Genomic DNA, 18,074 nt, shown 5'->3' on the forward strand with positions numbered 1-18,074 from the left:
CCCGCTTATCCAGCCCTCAATGACACAGGGCCAGCAAGGTCACATCGCACAGATTTCCCACCTTTGCCGAAGCATTGGGCAATTGAGGCGAATTTATGGAGACCCTGTTTTAGTCCCGGCAAATGCGGGCAAGAAATTGGAAAAATCCCGACGACAGTGCCCACAAGCGCCGCCAAAATCCGTACTATGCGGCATCGCGCCGATGCAGCCAGGATTCCCGCATGCCTCATGACGTTCCGCTTATATCCACCATTGCCATCGCATTCGGGTTGGCCTTCGTCTTCGGATACATCGCCGACCGCATCCGTTTGCCTCCCCTCGTCGGCTATCTGGTCGCCGGCATCATCGTCGGCCCCTTCACGCCGGGCTTCGTCGCGGACGGCGGTCTGGCCGCGCAGCTGGCTGAAATCGGCGTCATTCTCCTGATGTTCGGCGTCGGGCTTCACTTCTCGCCTTCGGACCTGCTGGCGGTCCGGAAGATCGCCATTCCCGGCGCGGTCGGCCAGATCGGCCTCGCCACCGCGCTGGGCGTCGGGCTGGCATGGCTGTGGGGCTGGAGTCTCGGCGCGGGCCTCGTGCTGGGCCTCAGCCTGTCGGTGGCGAGCACGGTGGTGCTGCTGAAGGCCCTGGAAGAGCGCGACATGCTGAACACCGCCGAAGGCCGGGTGGCGGTCGGCTGGCTGATCGTCGAGGATCTCGCGATGGTCCTGGCGCTCGTCCTGCTGCCGGCCCTGGCGGAGGTTCTGGGCGGCCACGCGCCGGGCGCCGCGGGCGGCCATGGGGCGGGATCGGACGGGCCGATCTGGCTGACGCTGGCCCTCACGCTCGGCAAGGTGGCTGCCTTTTCCGTTCTGGCGATTCTGCTCGGCCCACGGGTCGTTCCGGTGATCCTGACCAACGTCGCCCGCACCGGCTCGCGGGAACTGTTCACCCTGTCGGTTCTCGCCATTGCGCTGGGCGTCGCTTACGGCTCGGCGGTGCTGTTCGGGGTGTCCTTCGCGCTCGGCGCCTTCTTCGCGGGCGTGGTACTGAACGAATCGCGCTTCAGCCACAAGGCGGCCACCGATTCGATGCCGTTGCAGGACGCCTTCGCCGTTCTGTTCTTCGTGTCGGTCGGCATGCTGTTCGACCCCTCGATCCTTATCCGCGACCCTCTGGCGGTCATCGCCGTGGTCGCCCTGATTGTCGTGGGCAAATCGCTGATCGCCTTCGGCATCGTGATCCTGCTGCGCTTCCCGGTGGGCATGGGTCTGGCGGTGTCGGCCAGCCTCGCGCAGATCGGCGAGTTCTCCTTCATTCTCGTCGGGTTGGGCATGTCGCTCGGCCTGCTGCCGGAGGAGGGCCGCGACCTCGTGCTGGCCGGCGCGCTGCTGTCGATCACGCTGAACCCGGCGGTCTTCGCGGCGGTCGGCGCGCTGCGCAAGCATCTCCAGGCCAAGCGGCCTGCCGGTGTTCCTCCCTACGGCTGGGAGCAGTTCGAGCAGCTTCAGAGCAGCCTCGCCGACGCCCGCCACCAGGCAGAGGAGCGCGAGAAGGAGCACAGCCTGCAAATCCAGGCGCTGGCCAAAACCTTCCCGGTGCTGTCCCTGCTGGACGCGCACGAGCAGGAACGGCTGATGATGCTGTTCCGGTCGAAGTCGGTGGTTCCCGGCGAGAGGATCATACGCAAGGGCGACCGCGCCAACGCCATGTACTTCATCTCCTCCGGCGCCGTGGAGGTGCTGATGGAGGGCCAGACCATCCGCCTGGGTGCCGGCACCATGTTCGGCGAGATGGCCCTGCTGAGCGGCCAGCGGCGGAACGCCGACGTTGCCGCGGTCGATTACTGCCAGCTTCAGGTCCTTGACCGGCGTGACTTCAACCAGTTCACGGCCCGGCACCCGGCGCTGCGCACGGCCCTGATCGAGATGGCCGCGCAGCGGCGCCGGATGAACCAGCCGGACACCACGGCCCAGGACACCACGGCGGCATCGGAGACCGCCGCCTGAGCCCTGCGGGGAGATGCAATTCAGTGGAGCCGCCGCCGGGTCACCCGTCACGGGCCCGGCGGTCTTCGCAGGCTCATCGTGCCAGCAAAGCAAAAGAAAAAGCCTTGGAGCCGCTAAGCTCCAAGGCTTCTCTTCCGTTCCGGAACTTGGTCGGAGCGACAGGATTTGAACCTGCGACCCCCAGACCCCCAGTCTGATGCGCTACCAGGCTGCGCTACGCTCCGTTCGACGGACCGCCCTTCGTTCCGGAAGGGAGCGGGACTATAGCCGGGACCTTGGTCCAACGCAAGCGCTACAGTTCACTTTTTTCACGTTTCCTGAAATTATTTCCCTTCCCCATTTGCGAGCAATAACCTCGCCTCTTTCAACTCATCCAGGGCTTGGGCAATGGCCTGTCGGACGGCGCTCGGCATCGTCTCCGACGCGGCGTCCGATACCTCCTCCGCCTCATCCGGATCGGCGTCCGCTGCATCCGGGGGGCCTTCCAAAGGCGTTTCCAGGGCGTCGGGCTCGTCCAACCCGAGGCTTCCCCTCCGGTTCTCCGGATCGCCGTCCACCTGCCCGTCCTTCAAAAGGCGCTGGACGCCCTTGATCGTGTAGCCCTCGCCATACAGCAAGCTCTGGATCTGCCGCAGCAACTCCACGTCTTCCGGACGGTAATAGCGCCGCCCCCCGCCGCGCTTGAGCGGGCGGAGCTGCGGGAACTTGCCTTCCCAGAAGCGCAACACATGCTGCGGCACGTCCAACTCGGACGAAACCTCGCTGATCGTGCGGAAGGCCGTGGCGGACTTTGCGATGCCGCGCGCTTTCATATCCAGGCAACCTTGGTTGGCAGGCAATCGGAACGGCGGATCAGGACACCGCCTTCACACGCTGCGCCTGGGCCTCTTCCGCCTCCACGACCTCGTTGATGCGGTTCTTCAGGACGTGGCTCGCCCGGAAGACCAGGACGCGCCTGGGCAGGATCGGCACCTCTTCACCGGTCTTCGGGTTGCGGCCGACCCGCTGCCCCTTCTGCCGGATTTGGAAACTGCCGAAGGACGAGATCTTGACCATCTCGCCGCGGGCCAGGGCGTCGGAGATCTCCTCCAGAACGCTTTCGACCAGATCGGCGGATTCGTTGCGCGACAGGCCGACCTCCTGGTAGACCGCTTCGCTGAGCTGCGCGCGTGTAACGGTGTTTTGTGACATGGTTCGCTTCCCCCCCGAAACCATAGGGGAAAAACCGTAATCCGGGGAAAGAACCCGGTCAATTCAAAAGCTTGGATCGCATCGTTGTGAGCAGCGCAGCAAACGCAGCCTTTCAGCGAACGGACCGGAGGAACCGGGCGGGATGCGCCGTTTACCAGCGCACCATGGCAGCACCCCAGGTCAGGCCGCCGCCGATGGCCTCCATGAGGATCAGGTCGCCCCGCTTCACGCGGCCATCATGCACCGCCTCGCACAGCGCCAGCGGAATCGACGCCGCGGAGGTGTTGCCGTGTCGGTCGACCGTCAGCACGACCTTGTCGGTCGGCAGCTTCAGCTTGCGGGCGATGCCGTCGATGATCCGCTGGTTGGCCTGATGCGGCACCAGCCAATCCACCGCCGCAGGCTCCAGCCCGTTGGCCGCCAGCGCCTCCTCCACGACGGAGGACAGCTTGCTGACGGCGTGGCGGAAGACCTCCTGCCCGTTCATCCGGACATGGCCCGCCGTGCCGGTGGCGGACGGACCGCCATCGACATAGAGCAGCCCGTACTGGGCGCCGTCCGAATGCAGGTGCGTGGACAGCACGCCGCGGTCCGCCGCGGTCCCCGCCGCGTCATAGCCTTCCATCACCACGGCACCGGCGCCGTCGCCGAACAGCACGCAGGTGGTGCGGTCCTTCCAGTCCAGCAGGCGGGAGAAGGTCTCCGCGCCGATGACCAGGGCGCGGGTGGCCTGCCCGAGGCGGATGAAATTGTCGGCGATGGACATCGCGTAGACGAAGCCGGCGCACACCGCCTGGATGTCCAGCGCGAAGCCCTTGGCCCCAAGCGCCGCCTGCACCTTCGTCGCGGTGGCAGGGAAGGTGTTGTCCGGAGTCGTCGTCGCCAGCACGATGCAGTCGATGCTGGCGGCGTCCACCCCGGCGTGCTCCAGCGCACGGGTCGCCGCGGCGATGGCGAGATCGGAGGTCAGTTCCCCATCGGCGGCGATGTGGCGCGACCTGATGCCGGTGCGCTGGACGATCCAGTCGTCCGACGTGTCCACACGGGCCTCGAGGTCACGATTCGTGACGACGTTGGCCGGAAGATAGGAACCGCAGCCGAGAATCCGGGAACGCTTGACCATGATGCTAGACCGCCGCCGCCTTCGTGTCGGGAAGAGGCTTGGCGTCGCCCAGACGCTGCATCTCTTCCTTGATTCGGTCGTTGAAACCGTTTGCCGCCAGATTGTAGGCCACACCGATGGCGTTGGCGAACCCGATGGCGTCGGTGCCCCCGTGGCTCTTCACGCAGACGCCGCGCAGGCCCAGGAACATGGCGCCGTTGTAGCGGCGCGGATCGGTGCGCTGCTTCAACCGCTTGAAGGCCCCACGGGCCAGCAGATAACCGAGACGCGCCGTCCAGGAGGACTGGAACGTCCGGCGCAGGAACTCCGTGAAGAGCTTCGCCGTGCCTTCGGCGGTCTTCAGGGCGACGTTGCCGGTGAAGCCGTCGGTGACGATCACGTCCACCGTGCCGGTGGCGATGTCGTTGCCCTCGACGAATCCATGGAAGCGTCCCGGCAGCGGCATTTCGCGCAGACGGCCCGCGGCGGCGCGGACCACCTCGTTCCCCTTCACCTCTTCCGACCCGATGTTCAGCACGCCGATGGTCGGCTCGGACAGGTTCAACGCGGTGCGCGCGAAGACCGCGCCCATCACGGCGAACTGCACGAGATTCTCGGGCTGGCATTCGGTGTTGGCGCCGAGGTCGAGCATAACGCTCTCCCCCCGCAAGGTGGGGAAAAAGGACGCGATGGCCGGACGGTCGATGCCCGGAATCGTCTTCAGCACGAACTTGGCCATGGCCATGAGCGCGCCGGTGTTGCCGGCGGACACCACGCAGGCGGCTTGCCCGCCCGCCACCGCATCGATGGCGAGACGCATGCTCGACTGGCGTCCGGCACGCAGCGCGACCGATGGCTTGGCGTCGCCGGCCACGGCGTCCGGGGTGTGGCGCACCTCGGCCACCGCTTTCAAGGCGGGCCGCTGCGCGAGCAGCGGCTCGATGCGGGCGGTGTCCCCGAACAGCAGGTAATGGACCTGCGGGTGACGCTCGCGGGCGATATCCGCCCCGGCGATCACCATGTCGGGTCCTTTGTCACCGCCCATGGCATCAAGGGCAATGGTCAGGCGCTGGCTCACCGCGGACAGGCTCCCTGGCTAGGACGTAGGGCGGCCAACCAAACCGCCATCAGGCCGCCGGAGCGCTCTGAACCACTTCGCGCTGGTCGTAATGACCGCAGGAGCCGCAGACATGGTGCGGGCGCTTCAGCTCGCCGCAGTTCGAGCACTCGGCGTAGGACGAGGTCGGGAGAGCGTGGTGCGAGCGACGCATGTTGCGGCGCGACTTGGAGGTCTTCTTCTTCGGAACAGCCATGGCCGTAAACTCTCTTCATTGTAAAAGGCGGCCCGAAGAGGGGCCGCCTGACGCGAGCGGCATTCAATACGGCAATTGCCCTCGAAGGGCAAGCCCGTTCCGCCCTCAATTCTGTCGTTTCAGACGTTCCAGGACGGCGAACGGGTTCGGCTTCTCCGGATCGGCGCCGGCATCGTCACCGGCGGCGTCCGGCCCCTCCTCCTCCTCTTCGCCTTCGCTGTAGCCGCTGAACTCGATGCCTTCGGCGTGCGGGTAGGGATCGAGCGCCAGGGACAGGTGCTGGGCGGTCAGTTCGCCGATGTCGATGCGCCCGTTCGTCATGGCCTCGGGAATGTCCTCCTCGGCGACGTTCGGGTCGATCTCGATCTCGTCCTCCTCGCCGGGGACCATCGACTCCGGCGCGAACAGGGCGCCGAACCGGTCGGACAGCCGGGCGGGCACCGGTTCCAAGGTGACGACGCAGGTCTGCACCACGTCGGCGTCCAGTTCCCCTTCGACGCGCACCATCTGGCCGCCGCGCACGGACCGCAGCCGGACGGTGGCGGTCAGCCGCCCGATTCCCTCCAGTTCGAAGCGGTCGGCCAGGGCCTTGCGCTCGGCCTCCGTCGCCTCGATGGTCTCAACCAGCTCGCCGTCGCGATGGACCGCGTCGGCGCGGACGACGCGCGAGAATTCCGGCGCGGGACCGGCGGAAAGCGGGGGCGTGTTGCGCATGTCAGGCAATTCCTTGTCACAGCGCCCGTTCTGTTGCGGGCGCATCCTTGCTCATTGTCAGATGAATCCGGACGCCGGGAAAGGCAAGTCCGATTGATAAGAGGCGCGATCCGGCGGGATCAGTCCGACTCCGCGGCGGGCGGCGGCCCGAAGCGGACCTCCCCGGCCAGGAGCGACTCCAGCGGCTGCGACTCCAGGCCCGCGGCCTCGCGCCGGACATAGGCCGCCATGACGGCCAGCCGCTCCGGCGGCACGTCGGGCACGGTGCCGTATATGTTGTTGTCGAGCGCCACCTCCAGCCCCTGCCCGCCATCCTCGGCCAGGGCGCGGTCATAGACCTCGATGCGGCCGGCGATGCCGCGGGCCATGGTCTTGATGCGCCGCCCGACTCCGCTGTCGCCCACCCCCTGCTCCATCAGCGACTTCTCGAAATGGTCGATCATCGCCTCGAACAGCAGGCGCGAGCGGTCCGCGGCGGCGGCCCCCTGCCCCTTCAGGCGCCGCATCACCAGGAAGACGTGAAGCACCACCATGTCGAAGCGCCCGTCCAGCGTGTCGGGAACGCCAAGATCACGGTAGAAGCCCGGCAACCGGGCCTGCGCCACGATCGTGAGATAGAATTCGGCAATGGCGCGGGCCTCACGCCGGCGCCGGAACAGGCGGTCGAGCACGGTTTCTCTCTCGCTCGGAGTTTCGTTGACAGGACAAACCGCGCGGTGCGATTGTCCCGGCATTAGCGGGCGGAGTCCGGCCTGCCGCAAGGGTCCGGCGGGCCGCCCGCGCCATCATAGCCTGAGCACCATGACGAGATCGATTCCTTCGGCGCTGTGCGCCTTCGCCTTTCTGGGTCTCGCCGTCTCCGCGTGCTCGCCCACCGTGGCGACCCGCGGCAACATGGCGGACCCCGACCGCATTGCCGAGATCAAGGCCGGCCAGTCGCGGCGGGAGGATGTGGCGGACATCCTCGGCACGCCGACCTCCGTGGGAACCTTCGACCAGAACGTCTGGTACTACATCGGCCAGAAGACGGAGAAGGTCGCCTTCTTCCAGCCGAGCGTGATGGAGCGCCGCGTGGTCGTCGTTCATTTCGACGACGCCGGCGTGGTGCGGGAGATGAAGCAGCTCGATGCCAGCGACGGCCAGCAGGTCGAGATGGTCGACCGCAGCACCCCCACCGCCGGGCGCGAATTGAGCTTCCTGGAACAGATGCTCGGCAACGTCGGGCGCTTCTCCGCCAAGGACGCGCGGGGCCGAGGCCCGGGCCGCTGACGCCACCGGCCTTCCGGAAACAGAAAAAGCCCCGCTTCCGCGGGGCTTTTCTTTTGGTGCCGAACCGACGCGGGATCAGCCGATCTGCGCGAGGATCGCCAGAAGCAGGATCGCCACGATGTTGGTGATCTTGATCATCGGGTTGACCGCCGGGCCGGCGGTGTCCTTGTACGGGTCGCCGACGGTGTCGCCGGTCACTGCCGCCTTGTGCGCGTCGGAGCCCTTGCCGCCGTGGTTCCCCTCCTCGATGAACTTCTTGGCGTTGTCCCAGGCGCCGCCGCCGGACGTCATGGAGATGGCGACGAAGATCCCCGTCACGATGGTGCCCAGCAGCATGGCGCCCAGCGCGGCGAAGGCCTGGGCCTGACCGGCGATGGCGGCGATGACCACATACAGCACGACCGGCGCCAGAACCGGCAGCAGCGACGGGATCACCATCTCCTTGATCGCGGCGCGGGTCAGCATGTCCACGGCGCGGCCATAGTCCGGCTTCGCGGTGCCCTCCATGATGCCGCTGATCTCGCGGAACTGGCGGCGTACCTCCACCACCACCGATCCCGCGGCGCGCCCGACCGCCGTCATGCCCATGGCCCCGAACAGGTAGGGCAGCAGCCCGCCGATCAGCAGCCCGACGACCACATAGGGATCGTCCAGCCGGAACTCGACCTTCACGTTCGGGAAATAGTGTTTCAGATCCTGCACATAGGCGGCGAACAGCACCAGTGCCGCCAGACCGGCGGAGCCGATGGCGTAGCCCTTGGTCACCGCCTTGGTGGTGTTGCCGACGGCGTCCAGCGCGTCGGTCGTCACGCGGATGTCCTTCGGCATGTCGGACATTTCCGCGATGCCGCCCGCGTTGTCGGTCACCGGGCCGTAGGCGTCCAGAGCCACCACCATGCCGGCCAACGCAAGCATCGTGGTCGCAGCGATGCCGATTCCGAAGATGCCGGCCTGCCCATAGGCGATGATGATGCCGACGCAGATGACCAGGACCGGAAGCGCCGTCGCCTCCATCGACACGGCCAGACCCTGGATCACGTTGGTGCCGTGCCCCGTCTCCGACGAGCGGGCGACGCTGCGCACCGGGCGGAAAGCGGTGGAGGTGTAATATTCGGTGATCCACACCAGCAGGCCGGTCACGCCCAGCCCGACCAGGGACGACACGAACAGGTTGCCGCCGGTCACGTAACCGCCGCCGTTCAACGCGATGGGCCGGGTGAAGCCGAACATGATCGCCGTCACGATCAGGATCAGCACCAGCGAGATGCCCGCGGTGGCGGCCAGGCCCTTGTAGAGGGCGGCCATGATGTTGTTGTTGCTGCCCAGCTTCACGAAGAAGGTGCCGGCGACCGAGGCGGCGATGCAGACCGCGCCGATGACCAGCGGATAGACCAGCAGCAGGCGGATCACCTCCCCCGAAAAGAAAATCGCCGCCAGCAACATGGTGGCGACGATGGTGACGGCGTAGGTCTCGAACAGGTCGGCGGCCATACCGGCGCAGTCGCCGACGTTGTCGCCCACATTGTCGGCGATGACCGCGGGATTGCGGGGGTCGTCCTCCGGGATGCCGGCCTCCACCTTGCCCACCAGATCGGCGCCGACGTCGGCCCCCTTGGTGAAGATGCCTCCGCCCAGACGCGCGAAGATGGAAATCAGCGAGGCGCCGAAGCTGAGCGCCACCAGCGCCTCCAGCACGGCGCGGACCTCCACCGGGTCGGTCACGCGGTAGACCATCGTCAGGATACCGTAATAGACGCCCACCCCCAGCAGGCCCAGCCCGACCACCAGCATGCCGGTGATCGCCCCCGCCTTGAAGGCGATGTCCAGCGCCGGGGCCAACCCCAGGGTCGCCGCCTGGGCCGTGCGCACGTTGGCGCGCACCGACACGTTCATCCCGATATAGCCGGCGGCGCCCGACAGGACCGACCCGATCAGGAAGCCGATGGCCACATGCAGGCCGAGGAACGCGCCGAGGATGATGAGAAGGACCACGCCCGCGATGGCGATGGTGGTGTATTGGCGGTTCAGGTAGGCTCGGGCGCCCTCCTGCACGGCCGCTGCGATCTCCTGCATGCGGTCGGTTCCGGCGGAGGCCGCCATGACTTGTCTGCCCGCGTAATACCCGTACGCCAAGGCCAACAGGCCGCTGGCGATGATGATGACGAACGCTGCTGCCATCGGTTCCCCCAAATTTTTATGGTATCGGGCCCGATTACCGCCTTTGTCGTGAGAACGACCCGTGCAAAAGAAGGTGGATGACGGGCGAGTTGTTCATGAAAAGGATGCCGAACCGGCAGGCGCAATGCAACAGCCGCCACGCCCGAATTGGCGCGGCGAATTGGCCGAGGCGCTACTGACTTTCGGATAGGTTCTGTTCGGCGGGGTTACAGGTTGCGCTGCGTAACCACTTGAACGAGAACATTTTGCACCACGCCCTCACCTACGACTTTCGCGGCGGCGGCGGTCAGTTTTTCTTTTACGGCAATGATGTTGACCAGATTACCACTCATGATCGACCGGTCGTCGACGGCCCCGTACAGCGTGGTCAGCAACTTGTCGAAGACCAGGGGCTGGCGGGACTGCACCAGCGGCACCTTGTCGAGAACCACCTCCAGCGTGACGACGACGGTCACGAACTGCTCCACCTTCTGCGCGCCGATGGCGGGGACGACCAGCGGGGCCATGCGGACGAAGCCGGTGGGCGGCTTGGGCGGGGGCTCCTCCTTCTTCGGGGCCGATTCCTCGTGCTCGACGAAATACTTGTTGTAGATCATCCAGCCGCCGAAGCCTGCGCCACCGATCAGCAGCAGGCCCAGAACCAGCAATATGACGGCCTTGACCACGCCCACCCTTTCCCGGAAACGGAACGGATCGAGCCTAACGCCGGCCTGCTTTCGATTGCGTTAAGCGGAGTCGGGGAGCGGAGACGCCCTTAGAAATGGTCCCAGCCGCGAGTCGGCAGGTCCAGCGCCCGCCCTTGCGGGTCGGTTGCCGTGACGTTGCCCGCGGGACCGTCCACCAGACGCCCGATGGCGGTCACCGGCACGCCCGTTTCCGCCGACAAGCCGGCGAGCGCCGGGGCGGCGTCCTCCGGAGCCGTGAACAGCAGCTCGTAATCGTCGCCGCCGGTCAGGGCCAGGGCGAAGCGGGCCGGATCGGTCCCGATCACCGCCCGCGCGGCGCACGACAATGGCACGCGGCCCGACTCCACAGCCGCGGCGCAGCCCGATTCCTCGCAGAGATGGCCGAGATCGGCGATCAGACCGTCCGACACGTCCAGGCACGCGGTCGCCAGCCCGACCAGACGCGGCCCCAACGTGGTCCGCGGATCGGGCCGCCGCAGGCGCCGCAGCAACGCGGCGCGCGCCGAGTCGTCGGCCACTTCCAACTTTCCGAAGGCGATCTGAAGGCCGAGCGCCGCGTCGCCGACGGTGCCGGTGACGAAGACCCGGTCCCCGGGCCGCCCGCCCCAGCGCGGCACCGCGCCGCCCTTCGGCACCAAACCGAAGGCAGTCACCGACAGGGTGATCGGGCCAGCGGTGGAGACCGAGTCGCCCCCCGCCAGGGCGATCCCGAACCGAGCCTGGTCCTCTCCCAGACCGGCGGCGAAGCCGGCGAGCCAGTCCTCCCCCACCGATTTCGGCAGGGCGGTGACCAGCGTGTAGGCATAGGGAGCCGCTCCCATGGCGGCGAGGTCCGACAGGTTGGTGCGCAGCAGCTTCGCGGCGATGTCGCCGGGCGAGTCGTCGGGGAAGAAATGGACGCCGGCGACCATGGCGTCCGTGGTGACGACCAGTTCCCGGTCCGGCGGGACGCCGAACACGGCGGCGTCGTCGGCCAGCCCGCGGGCGCCCGGAAAGCCGGACGCCAGCGGTTTGAAGTAGCGGTCGATCCGCCCGAACTCGCCGAGCGCCTTACCGGTCTTTGGATGGGTCACGGCTGGAGTCCGGCTGGGCCAGTTCATCCGGCCGCAGCGCGCGGGCGACATGGTCGAGCACGCCGTTCACCATCCCCGGCTCCCGCGCCGCGAAGAAGGCATGGGCCACATCCACATACTCGCTGATGAGGATGCGCGGGTGCGTGTCGTTGTGCACGAACAGCTCGTAGGCGCCGGCCCGCAGGATGGCGCGCATCAGCAATTCCAGCCGGTCCAGCGCGTAGCGCGGCTCCAGCGCGGCAGCCAGCATGCCGTCCACGTCCGCCCGGCGGTGCGCGGCGCCGCGCACGATGTCGGCGAAGAGCTGCGGGTCGGCGGCGACGAACTTCGCCCCGTCGATCTCCTCGCCGAACCGGTGGTTGATGAACTCCCCGATCACGGATTCCACGGCGATGCCGGTCGGTTCGATCTGGTTCAGGTCGATCTGGTACAGGGCCTGAACGGCGGCAAGGCGCGCGGCCTTGCGCCGGGCCTTGGCCGATCCGCCACCCGTCCGGTTCCGGGAGCCGCGCTTCTGTTTCGCGCGGCCAGCCGCGTCGTCGTTGCTCATGATGCTCATACTGTCAGGAATTGCCGCGGGGTTACCGCGGATAGAGGCGGAATTGGCGCTTGAGTTCGATCATGTCAAGGCAGGCCCGCGCCGCGAAGCCGCCCTTGTTCTTGGCCGCGACGGAGGCCCGCGCCCAAGCCTGATCGCGGTTCTCCACCGTCAGGACACCGTTGCCGATGGCCAGCGCGTAGCGCAGCGCGAGGTCCTGCAGACCGCGGGCGCTCTCGTTGCAGACGATGTCGTAATGGGTGGTCTCGCCGCGGATCACGCAGCCCAGCCCGACATAGCCGTCGAAGCGCTTGCGCGCCGTGAAGAAATCCATGGAACGCAGGGCGTACAGGATCGCCGCCGGAATCTCCAGGCACCCCGGCACCGAGACGCGCTGGTAGGTGGCGCCGTCCTTCTCGATTTCGGCGATGGCGCCTTTCACCAGCTCGTCGGCGATGTCCTCGTAGAAGCGGGCTTCCACGATCATCAGATGGGGCTTTTCGGTCATCTCGGGTCGCTCGGCTGGCGGTTACTGGTCTTGCAGGGGAATCGGGCGGTGGCCGAGTACGGTCAGGCCGTACCCCTCCAGCCCGATGATGGACTTCTTGCGGTTCGACAGCAGAACCATGTCGCGCACGCCCAGGTCCAGCAGGATCTGCGCACCCACGCCATAATCCCGCAGCGCGGGAGACGGGTTGTCGTGGCCTTCCAGCCGCGCCTTCACCGATTCCGTCAGGCTGTTCGCCATCGGCTCGCGCAGCAGGACGATGACGCCGCGGCCCTCGCGCGCGATCATCTCCATGGAGGCCTGAAGCTCGCCGTCGCGCGCCGCGCTCCGGTCGCCCAGCACGTCGTCCAGCACCGACAGGGCGTGCATGCGCACCAGCACCGGCTCGTCGCCGGAGATGTCGCCGCGCACCAGCGCGATGTGCTCCGCGTAGGCCACCTTGTTGACGTAGACGTACATCTGGAAACGCCCGCCGAAGCGGCTGTCCAGCGTCGCCGCCAGCTTCTGTTCGACGATCGTCTCGGTGCGGCGGCGGTAGGCGATCAGGTCGGCGATGGTGCCCACCTTCAGCCCGTGGAACTGCGCGAACTTCACCAGATCCGGCAGGCGGGCCATGGTGCCGTCGTCGTTCATGATCTCGCAGATCACGCCCGCCGGGGTCATGCCGGCCATGCGGGCGATGTCCACCGAGGCTTCCGTGTGGCCGGCGCGGACCAGCACGCCGCCGTCACGGGCGAGCAGCGGGAAGACGTGGCCCGGAGTCACGATGGCGTCCGGCCCGGCCTTCGGGTCGATGGCGACCTGGATGGTGCGGGCGCGGTCGGCGGCGGAGATGCCGGTCGTCACGCCCTCGCGCGCCTCGATGGAGACGGTGAAGGCGGTCTGGTGGCGGGTGCCGTTCTGCTGCGCCATCAGCGGCAGCCGCAGCCGCTCGATGTGGTTCTGGTCCATGGCGAGGCAGATCAGGCCGCGCCCGTACTTCGCCATGAAATTCACGGCCTCGGGCGTCGCGCACTGGGCCGGGATGACCAGATCGCCTTCGTTCTCGCGGTCCTCGTCGTCGACGAGGATGAACATCCTGCCCTGGCGCGCCTCTTCGAGGATCTCCTCGGGGCGCGACAGATAATCGTGAAACTCGGACGTCATTCCTGCCCTGCCAGCCGCGCCACGTACCGCGCGAGCATATCGATTTCCAGGTTGACCCGGTCCCCGGCCTTCAGCGTGCCGAAGGTGGTGGCGTCCTGGGTGTGCGGGATGATGTTCACGCCGAAGCGCGCGCCATCGACCTCGTTCACCGTCAGCGACACGCCGTCCAGCGCCACCGAGCCCTTCGAGGCGACGTACTTCGCCAGGGTGGCCGGAGCCTCGAAGGTGAAGCGCTTCGACTCGCCGTCGGGACGGACGTCCACGACGGAGGCGACGCCGTCGACATGGCCGGACACGATGTGCCCGCCCAGCTCGTCGCCGACCTTCAGCGCGCGCTCCAGGTTGACGCGCGTGCCTTCCGCCCAGCCGCCCAGGGTCGTCTTCGACAGGGTCTCGGCGGAGGCCTGGACGGCGAACCAGCCCAGCCCGTTATCGAGAACACCCTTCTCGACGACCGTCAGGCAGACGCCGTTGTTGGCAATGGACGCGCCGATGGGAACCGTCTCCGTATCGAAGGCGGTCTCGACGGTGAACCGGGTGTCGCCCTGCCGTTCCACGGCCCGAACGCGCCCAACATCGGTGATGATTCCGGTGAACATGGGCCGGCAATTTAGCAGGTTTTCAATCGTGTGAAAGATTCATCCGCACGGCGCGGCACGCAACGGACTGTTGCGCCCGGCACGGTGCCGGAGATGGCGGGCCTCCTGCCCGCTCAACCGCGGCGGACGTAGCTTTCCGCCAGATCGTCGCCGGCCAAGCGCAATTCGGTCCGGCGGAACAGCGCCATGCGCTCCAGCCCGTCCACGCCGAAGGCATGGACCGCCGGCAGCCCGTCGCCGCCCATGACGGAGGCGGCGCGAAACCACTCCAGCCGGTCCACCAGATCCGCCCGCAGCAGCGAGGCCGCCAGCGTGGCCCCGCCCTCCACCAGCACGCGGGTCAGCCCGCGGCGGGTCAGCGCAACGCTCGCCTCGGCCAGATCCGGCAGCCCGGCGGAGTCGGCACGAACGCGGATCACATCAATTCCGCAGTCCTGGAAGACGGCCAAACGGCCGGGGTCGGCGTCCTCGCGGGCGATGACCCAGGTCGGTACGCTCCGCGCGCTCGCGGCCAGCTTCCCGGTCAACGGCAGGCGCAGACGGCTGTCCACCACGATGCGCACGGGCGAGCGGTGGCCCAGCCCCGGCAGGCGGCAGGTGAGTTCCGGATCGTCGGCCAGCGCGGTGCGGATGCCGATCATGATCGCGTCGTGGGTGGCGCGCAGCCGGTGACCCCAGGCCCGCGCGGTCGGCCCGGTGATCCATTGCGACTGGCCGGTGTGGGTGGCGATGCGCCCGTCCAGCGTCGTGGCGGCTTTCAGTGTATAGAGTGGACGTTCGTCCTGGATGCGCCGGAAGAAGCCCTCGTTGAGCGTCCAGGCGTCATCCTCGCAGACGCCCGTCTCCACCGCGATCCCGGCGGCGCGCAGGCGCTCAAGCCCGCCGCCGGCCACCCGCGGGTCGGGATCGCCGCAGGCGACCACCACACGCGCCACCCCGGCCTCGACCAGAGCCAGCGCGCAGGGCGGCGTCTTCCCGTAGTGATTGCAGGGCTCCAGAGTCACATAGGCGGTCGCCCCGCGCGCCGCGCCGCCGGCGCGGGCCAGGGCCTCCGTCTCGGCGTGGGGACGCCCGCCCGGCTGGGTCCAGCCCCGCCCGACCACGGCCCCGTCACGCACGATGACGCAGCCCACCGCCGGGTTCGGCCAAGTGTTGCCGAGCCCCCGCGCGGCCAGAGCCAGCGCGGCGCGCATGTGGCGAAGATCGTCGGGATGAAAGGCTTGGTTCGCCATGGGCGCCGCCCGCCTTCCTCACCCGTTCTGGGGTTCGGGGGCGAGCTGCTCGACGAACTCGTTGAAGTCCGACGCCTCGCGGAAATCCTTGTAGACCGAGGCGTAGCGGATGTAGGCGACCTGATCGAGCGTCTGGAGCGCCACCATGATCATCTCGCCGATCTGCTTCGACGGGATCTCGCTCTCGCCGGAAGACTCCAGCTGGCGCACCAGGCTGTTCACCACCCGGTCGATGCGGTCGGCGTCGATCGGGCGCTTGCGCAGGGCGATGCGCATGGAGCGCAGGAGCTTTTCGCGGTCGAAAGGCTCCCGCTGGCCGCTGCTCTTCACCACCGTCAGCTCCCGGAGCTGGACGCGCTCGAAGGTGGTGAAGCGCGCGCTGCAACTGGGGCAGAACCGCCGCCTGCGGATCGCCGAGTTGTCCTCGGTCGGTCGCGAGTCCTTGACCTGGGTGTCCTCGTGTCCGCAGAACGGGCAGCGCATGTCCGGCCTATCCCCCTAGTCGGTCTTGATGATTACAGCGTCGGGTAGATGGGGAAGCGGCGGCACAGATCGCGCACCTCCTCCCGCACCTTCGCCTCGACCGCCGCGTTGTCGCCGGAGTTGCTGGCGGCCAGCCCGTCCAGCGTCTCGACGATCAGGCGGCCGACCTGCTCGAACTCGGCGACGCCGAAACCGCGGGTCGTCGCCGCCGGGCTGCCCAGGCGGACGCCGGAGGTGACCATCGGCTTCTGCGGGTCGAAGGGGACGCCGTTCTTGTTGCAGGTCATGCCGGCGTGCTCCAGGCTCGCCTCGGCGGCCTTGCCGGTCAGGTTCTTCGGGCGCAGATCGACCAGGACGATGTGGCTGTCGGTGCCGCCGGACACGATGTCCAGACCGCCTTCGATCAGCACCTTCGACAGGGCGCGGGCGTTGTCCAGCACGCTCTTGGCGTAGGTCTTGAACTCCGGACGCAGCGCCTCGGCGAAGGCCACCGCCTTGGCGGCGATGACGTGCATCAGCGGGCCGCCCTGCAGGCCGGGGAAGACCGCCGAGTTGATCTTCTTGGCGATCTCCTCGCTGTTGGTCAGCACCATGCCGCCGCGCGGGCCGCGCAGCGTCTTGTGGGTGGTGGTGGTGACCACGTCGGCGTAGGGGAACGGGTTCGGGTAGACGCCGCCGGCGATCAGGCCGGCGTAATGGGCGATGTCCACCATGAAGTACGCGCCGACCTCGTCCGCGATGGCGCGGAAGCGCTGGTAGTCGAGGACGCGCGGATAGGCCGAGCCGCCGGCGATGATCAGCTTCGGCTTGTGCTCGCGGGCCAGACGCTCGACCTCGTCGAAGTCGATCAGATGGTCGTCGCGGCGCACGCCGTACTGCACAGCCTTGAACCACTTGCCCGACAGGTTCGGGGCCGCGCCATGGGTCAGGTGGCCGCCCGCCGCCAGCGACATGCCGAGGATGGTGTCGCCCGGCTGGAGCAGGGCGAGGTTGACCGCCTGGTTGGCCTGCGAGCCGGAATTCGGCTGGACATTGGCGAAGTTGCAGCCGAACAGCTTGCAGGCGCGCTCGATCGCCAGCGTCTCGGCCACGTCCACATACTCGCAGCCGCCGTAGTAGCGCTTGCCCGGATAGCCCTCGGCGTACTTGTTGGTCATGACCGAGCCCTGGGCCTCCAGCACCGCCTGCGAGACGATGTTCTCGGACGCGATCAACTCGATCTGCTCCTGCTGGCGGACCAGCTCGTCGCGCACCGCGCGGGCCAGTTCGGGATCGGTCTCGGCGAGCGAGGCGGCGAAGAAACGGCCGATCTCGGCGCGGGGGTCGGCGTTGGTCACGGTCATGGCGGGCAGGTCCTTGGGTTCAATAAGCAGTCGCAGGCCGGGTGAAGGGCCGTCTCATCCCATCTTGGCGATTCGCCGGCTGTGCCGCTCACCGCCTTCGAAATCGGTCGTCAGGAAGGCGTCCACGCAATCCTTCGCGATCTCCGCGCCGATGATGCGGGCGCCGAGCGCCACCACGTTCGCGTCGTTGTGCTGGCGCGCGAGGCGGGCGGTCGTCACGTCGTGCACCAGGGCCGCACGGATGCCCGGATGGCGGTTCGCCGCGATGCTGATACCGATGCCGCTGCCGCAGATCAAGACGCCGCGCTCCGCCCGCTTCCCGTTGACGGCGGCGGCCAGCGCCGCGGCGAAGTCCGGATAGTCCACCGAGTCCGGACCGTTGCAGCCGAGGTCCAGCACCTCGTAGCCGTTGCCGGCCAGCCAGGAGGCGATCTGGGCCTTCATCTCGTATCCCGCGTGATCGGACGCGATCGCGATGGTCGTCATGAAAGAAAAACTCCGTGCACGAATACGAATGGCGCCGGCCCCGGAAGGGAGACACCCGGCGGGGACGGCGGCATGGCGCGCAAGCTACCAGATATCGCCCCGAACCGCCAGAAGGACACAACGCGCGGGGGCTTTGCGCCCGGCACAGGACCCCACAGGGGGCAACGGGGCACCGCGGCACGGGCGCCGGACCGGTCGGCCATGCGTGCCGAGAACAAATGTTTC

Annotated in this window: 20 protein-coding genes and 1 tRNA gene; 2 read left to right on the top strand and 19 right to left on the bottom strand. The window is 67.8% G+C overall.

Annotated elements, in window-relative coordinates; genetic code table 11:
• The first annotated feature begins 221 nt into the window (after positions 1 to 221).
• Positions 222 to 1,988 (top strand): cation:proton antiporter domain-containing protein, encoded by a 1,767-nt coding sequence (locus tag QSG27_RS00795; RefSeq protein WP_306703218.1) that lies wholly within the window; start codon positions 222 to 224, stop codon positions 1,986 to 1,988.
• A gap of 147 nt (positions 1,989 to 2,135) precedes the next feature.
• Here the strand turns inward: QSG27_RS00795 and QSG27_RS00800 are convergent.
• The 8 genes from QSG27_RS00800 to QSG27_RS00835 form a co-directional block, all read right to left on the bottom strand.
• A tRNA-Pro gene (locus QSG27_RS00800) sits at positions 2,136 to 2,212 on the bottom strand.
• 99 nt (positions 2,213 to 2,311) lie between these two features.
• A complete protein-coding gene (locus QSG27_RS00805) occupies positions 2,312 to 2,800 on the bottom strand; it encodes a MerR family transcriptional regulator (RefSeq protein ID WP_306703219.1) in 489 nt (162 codons plus the stop codon).
• Between the two features lie 40 nt (positions 2,801 to 2,840).
• Complete coding sequence (locus QSG27_RS00810; protein WP_306703220.1) at positions 2,841 to 3,179, bottom strand: integration host factor subunit alpha; 339 nt, start codon at positions 3,177 to 3,179, stop codon at positions 2,841 to 2,843.
• Positions 3,180 to 3,330: 151 nt separating this feature from the next.
• Complete coding sequence (locus QSG27_RS00815; RefSeq protein ID WP_306703221.1) at positions 3,331 to 4,302, bottom strand: beta-ketoacyl-ACP synthase III; 972 nt, start codon at positions 4,300 to 4,302, stop codon at positions 3,331 to 3,333.
• Between the two features lie 4 nt (positions 4,303 to 4,306).
• A complete protein-coding gene (gene plsX, locus QSG27_RS00820) occupies positions 4,307 to 5,359 on the bottom strand; it encodes a phosphate acyltransferase PlsX (RefSeq protein ID WP_306703222.1) in 1,053 nt (350 codons plus the stop codon).
• Between the two features lie 49 nt (positions 5,360 to 5,408).
• Entirely contained in the window at positions 5,409 to 5,594 is a 186-nt protein-coding gene (gene rpmF, locus QSG27_RS00825) for a 50S ribosomal protein L32 (RefSeq protein WP_014240744.1), read from the bottom strand.
• 105 nt (positions 5,595 to 5,699) lie between these two features.
• Positions 5,700 to 6,308 carry a YceD family protein gene (locus tag QSG27_RS00830; RefSeq protein WP_306703224.1) on the bottom strand — a complete coding sequence of 203 codons (609 nt, stop codon included), beginning with the start codon at positions 6,306 to 6,308 and terminating at the stop codon, positions 5,700 to 5,702.
• Between the two features lie 119 nt (positions 6,309 to 6,427).
• Positions 6,428 to 6,979 (bottom strand): ubiquinol-cytochrome C chaperone family protein, encoded by a 552-nt coding sequence (locus QSG27_RS00835; protein ID WP_306703225.1) that lies wholly within the window; start codon positions 6,977 to 6,979, stop codon positions 6,428 to 6,430.
• Positions 6,980 to 7,109: 130 nt separating this feature from the next.
• On the opposite strand from QSG27_RS00835, the gene QSG27_RS00840 reads away from it, so the two are divergent.
• Positions 7,110 to 7,577, top strand: coding sequence for an outer membrane protein assembly factor BamE (locus tag QSG27_RS00840; RefSeq protein ID WP_306703226.1), 468 nt, complete (start codon positions 7,110 to 7,112; stop codon positions 7,575 to 7,577).
• A gap of 75 nt (positions 7,578 to 7,652) precedes the next feature.
• On the opposite strand, the gene QSG27_RS00845 is transcribed toward QSG27_RS00840, so the two are convergent.
• The 11 genes from QSG27_RS00845 to rpiB all read right to left on the bottom strand — a co-directional run bounded on the left by QSG27_RS00845 (position 7,653) and on the right by rpiB (position 17,849).
• Positions 7,653 to 9,755: a sodium-translocating pyrophosphatase gene (locus tag QSG27_RS00845; protein ID WP_306703227.1), complete on the bottom strand. Its 2,103-nt coding sequence runs from the start codon at positions 9,753 to 9,755 to the stop codon at positions 7,653 to 7,655.
• A gap of 206 nt (positions 9,756 to 9,961) precedes the next feature.
• Positions 9,962 to 10,420, bottom strand: a complete 459-nt coding sequence (locus QSG27_RS00850) for a hypothetical protein (protein WP_306703228.1) — start codon at positions 10,418 to 10,420, stop codon at positions 9,962 to 9,964.
• A gap of 89 nt (positions 10,421 to 10,509) precedes the next feature.
• A complete protein-coding gene (gene thiL, locus QSG27_RS00855) occupies positions 10,510 to 11,541 on the bottom strand; it encodes a thiamine-phosphate kinase (RefSeq protein ID WP_407653166.1) in 1,032 nt (343 codons plus the stop codon).
• A complete protein-coding gene (gene nusB, locus QSG27_RS00860; protein WP_306703230.1) occupies positions 11,492 to 12,064 on the bottom strand; it encodes a transcription antitermination factor NusB in 573 nt (190 codons plus the stop codon). The genes thiL and nusB overlap by 50 nt, the downstream gene beginning before the upstream one ends.
• Before the next feature lie 31 nt (positions 12,065 to 12,095).
• A complete protein-coding gene (locus QSG27_RS00865; protein ID WP_306703232.1) occupies positions 12,096 to 12,560 on the bottom strand; it encodes a 6,7-dimethyl-8-ribityllumazine synthase in 465 nt (154 codons plus the stop codon).
• A gap of 21 nt (positions 12,561 to 12,581) precedes the next feature.
• A complete protein-coding gene (gene ribB, locus QSG27_RS00870; protein ID WP_306703233.1) occupies positions 12,582 to 13,706 on the bottom strand; it encodes a 3,4-dihydroxy-2-butanone-4-phosphate synthase in 1,125 nt (374 codons plus the stop codon).
• The gene (locus QSG27_RS00875; protein ID WP_306703234.1) at positions 13,703 to 14,305 is read right to left on the bottom strand and encodes a riboflavin synthase; all 603 of its coding nucleotides are present in this window, start codon (positions 14,303 to 14,305) and stop codon (positions 13,703 to 13,705) included. Before QSG27_RS00875 ends, ribB begins: the two co-directional genes overlap by 4 nt.
• Positions 14,306 to 14,418: 113 nt before the next feature.
• The gene (gene ribD / locus QSG27_RS00880; protein WP_306703235.1) at positions 14,419 to 15,537 is read right to left on the bottom strand and encodes a bifunctional diaminohydroxyphosphoribosylaminopyrimidine deaminase/5-amino-6-(5-phosphoribosylamino)uracil reductase RibD; all 1,119 of its coding nucleotides are present in this window, start codon (positions 15,535 to 15,537) and stop codon (positions 14,419 to 14,421) included.
• Positions 15,538 to 15,555: 18 nt separating this feature from the next.
• Positions 15,556 to 16,020 (bottom strand): transcriptional regulator NrdR, encoded by a 465-nt coding sequence (nrdR, locus tag QSG27_RS00885; protein ID WP_149468857.1) that lies wholly within the window; start codon positions 16,018 to 16,020, stop codon positions 15,556 to 15,558.
• Positions 16,021 to 16,052: 32 nt separating this feature from the next.
• Positions 16,053 to 17,363 (bottom strand): serine hydroxymethyltransferase, encoded by a 1,311-nt coding sequence (gene glyA, locus QSG27_RS00890; RefSeq protein WP_306703237.1) that lies wholly within the window; start codon positions 17,361 to 17,363, stop codon positions 16,053 to 16,055.
• Positions 17,364 to 17,417: 54 nt separating this feature from the next.
• On the bottom strand, positions 17,418 to 17,849 hold the full coding sequence (rpiB, locus tag QSG27_RS00895; RefSeq protein WP_306703238.1) for a ribose 5-phosphate isomerase B: 432 nt from the start codon (positions 17,847 to 17,849) through the stop codon (positions 17,418 to 17,420).
• Positions 17,850 to 18,074 lie beyond the last annotated feature (225 nt).

It is taken from the genome of Azospirillum isscasi, from assembly GCF_030849505.1.
In the GTDB taxonomy this organism is placed as follows: Bacteria; Pseudomonadota; Alphaproteobacteria; order Azospirillales; family Azospirillaceae; genus Azospirillum; species Azospirillum isscasi.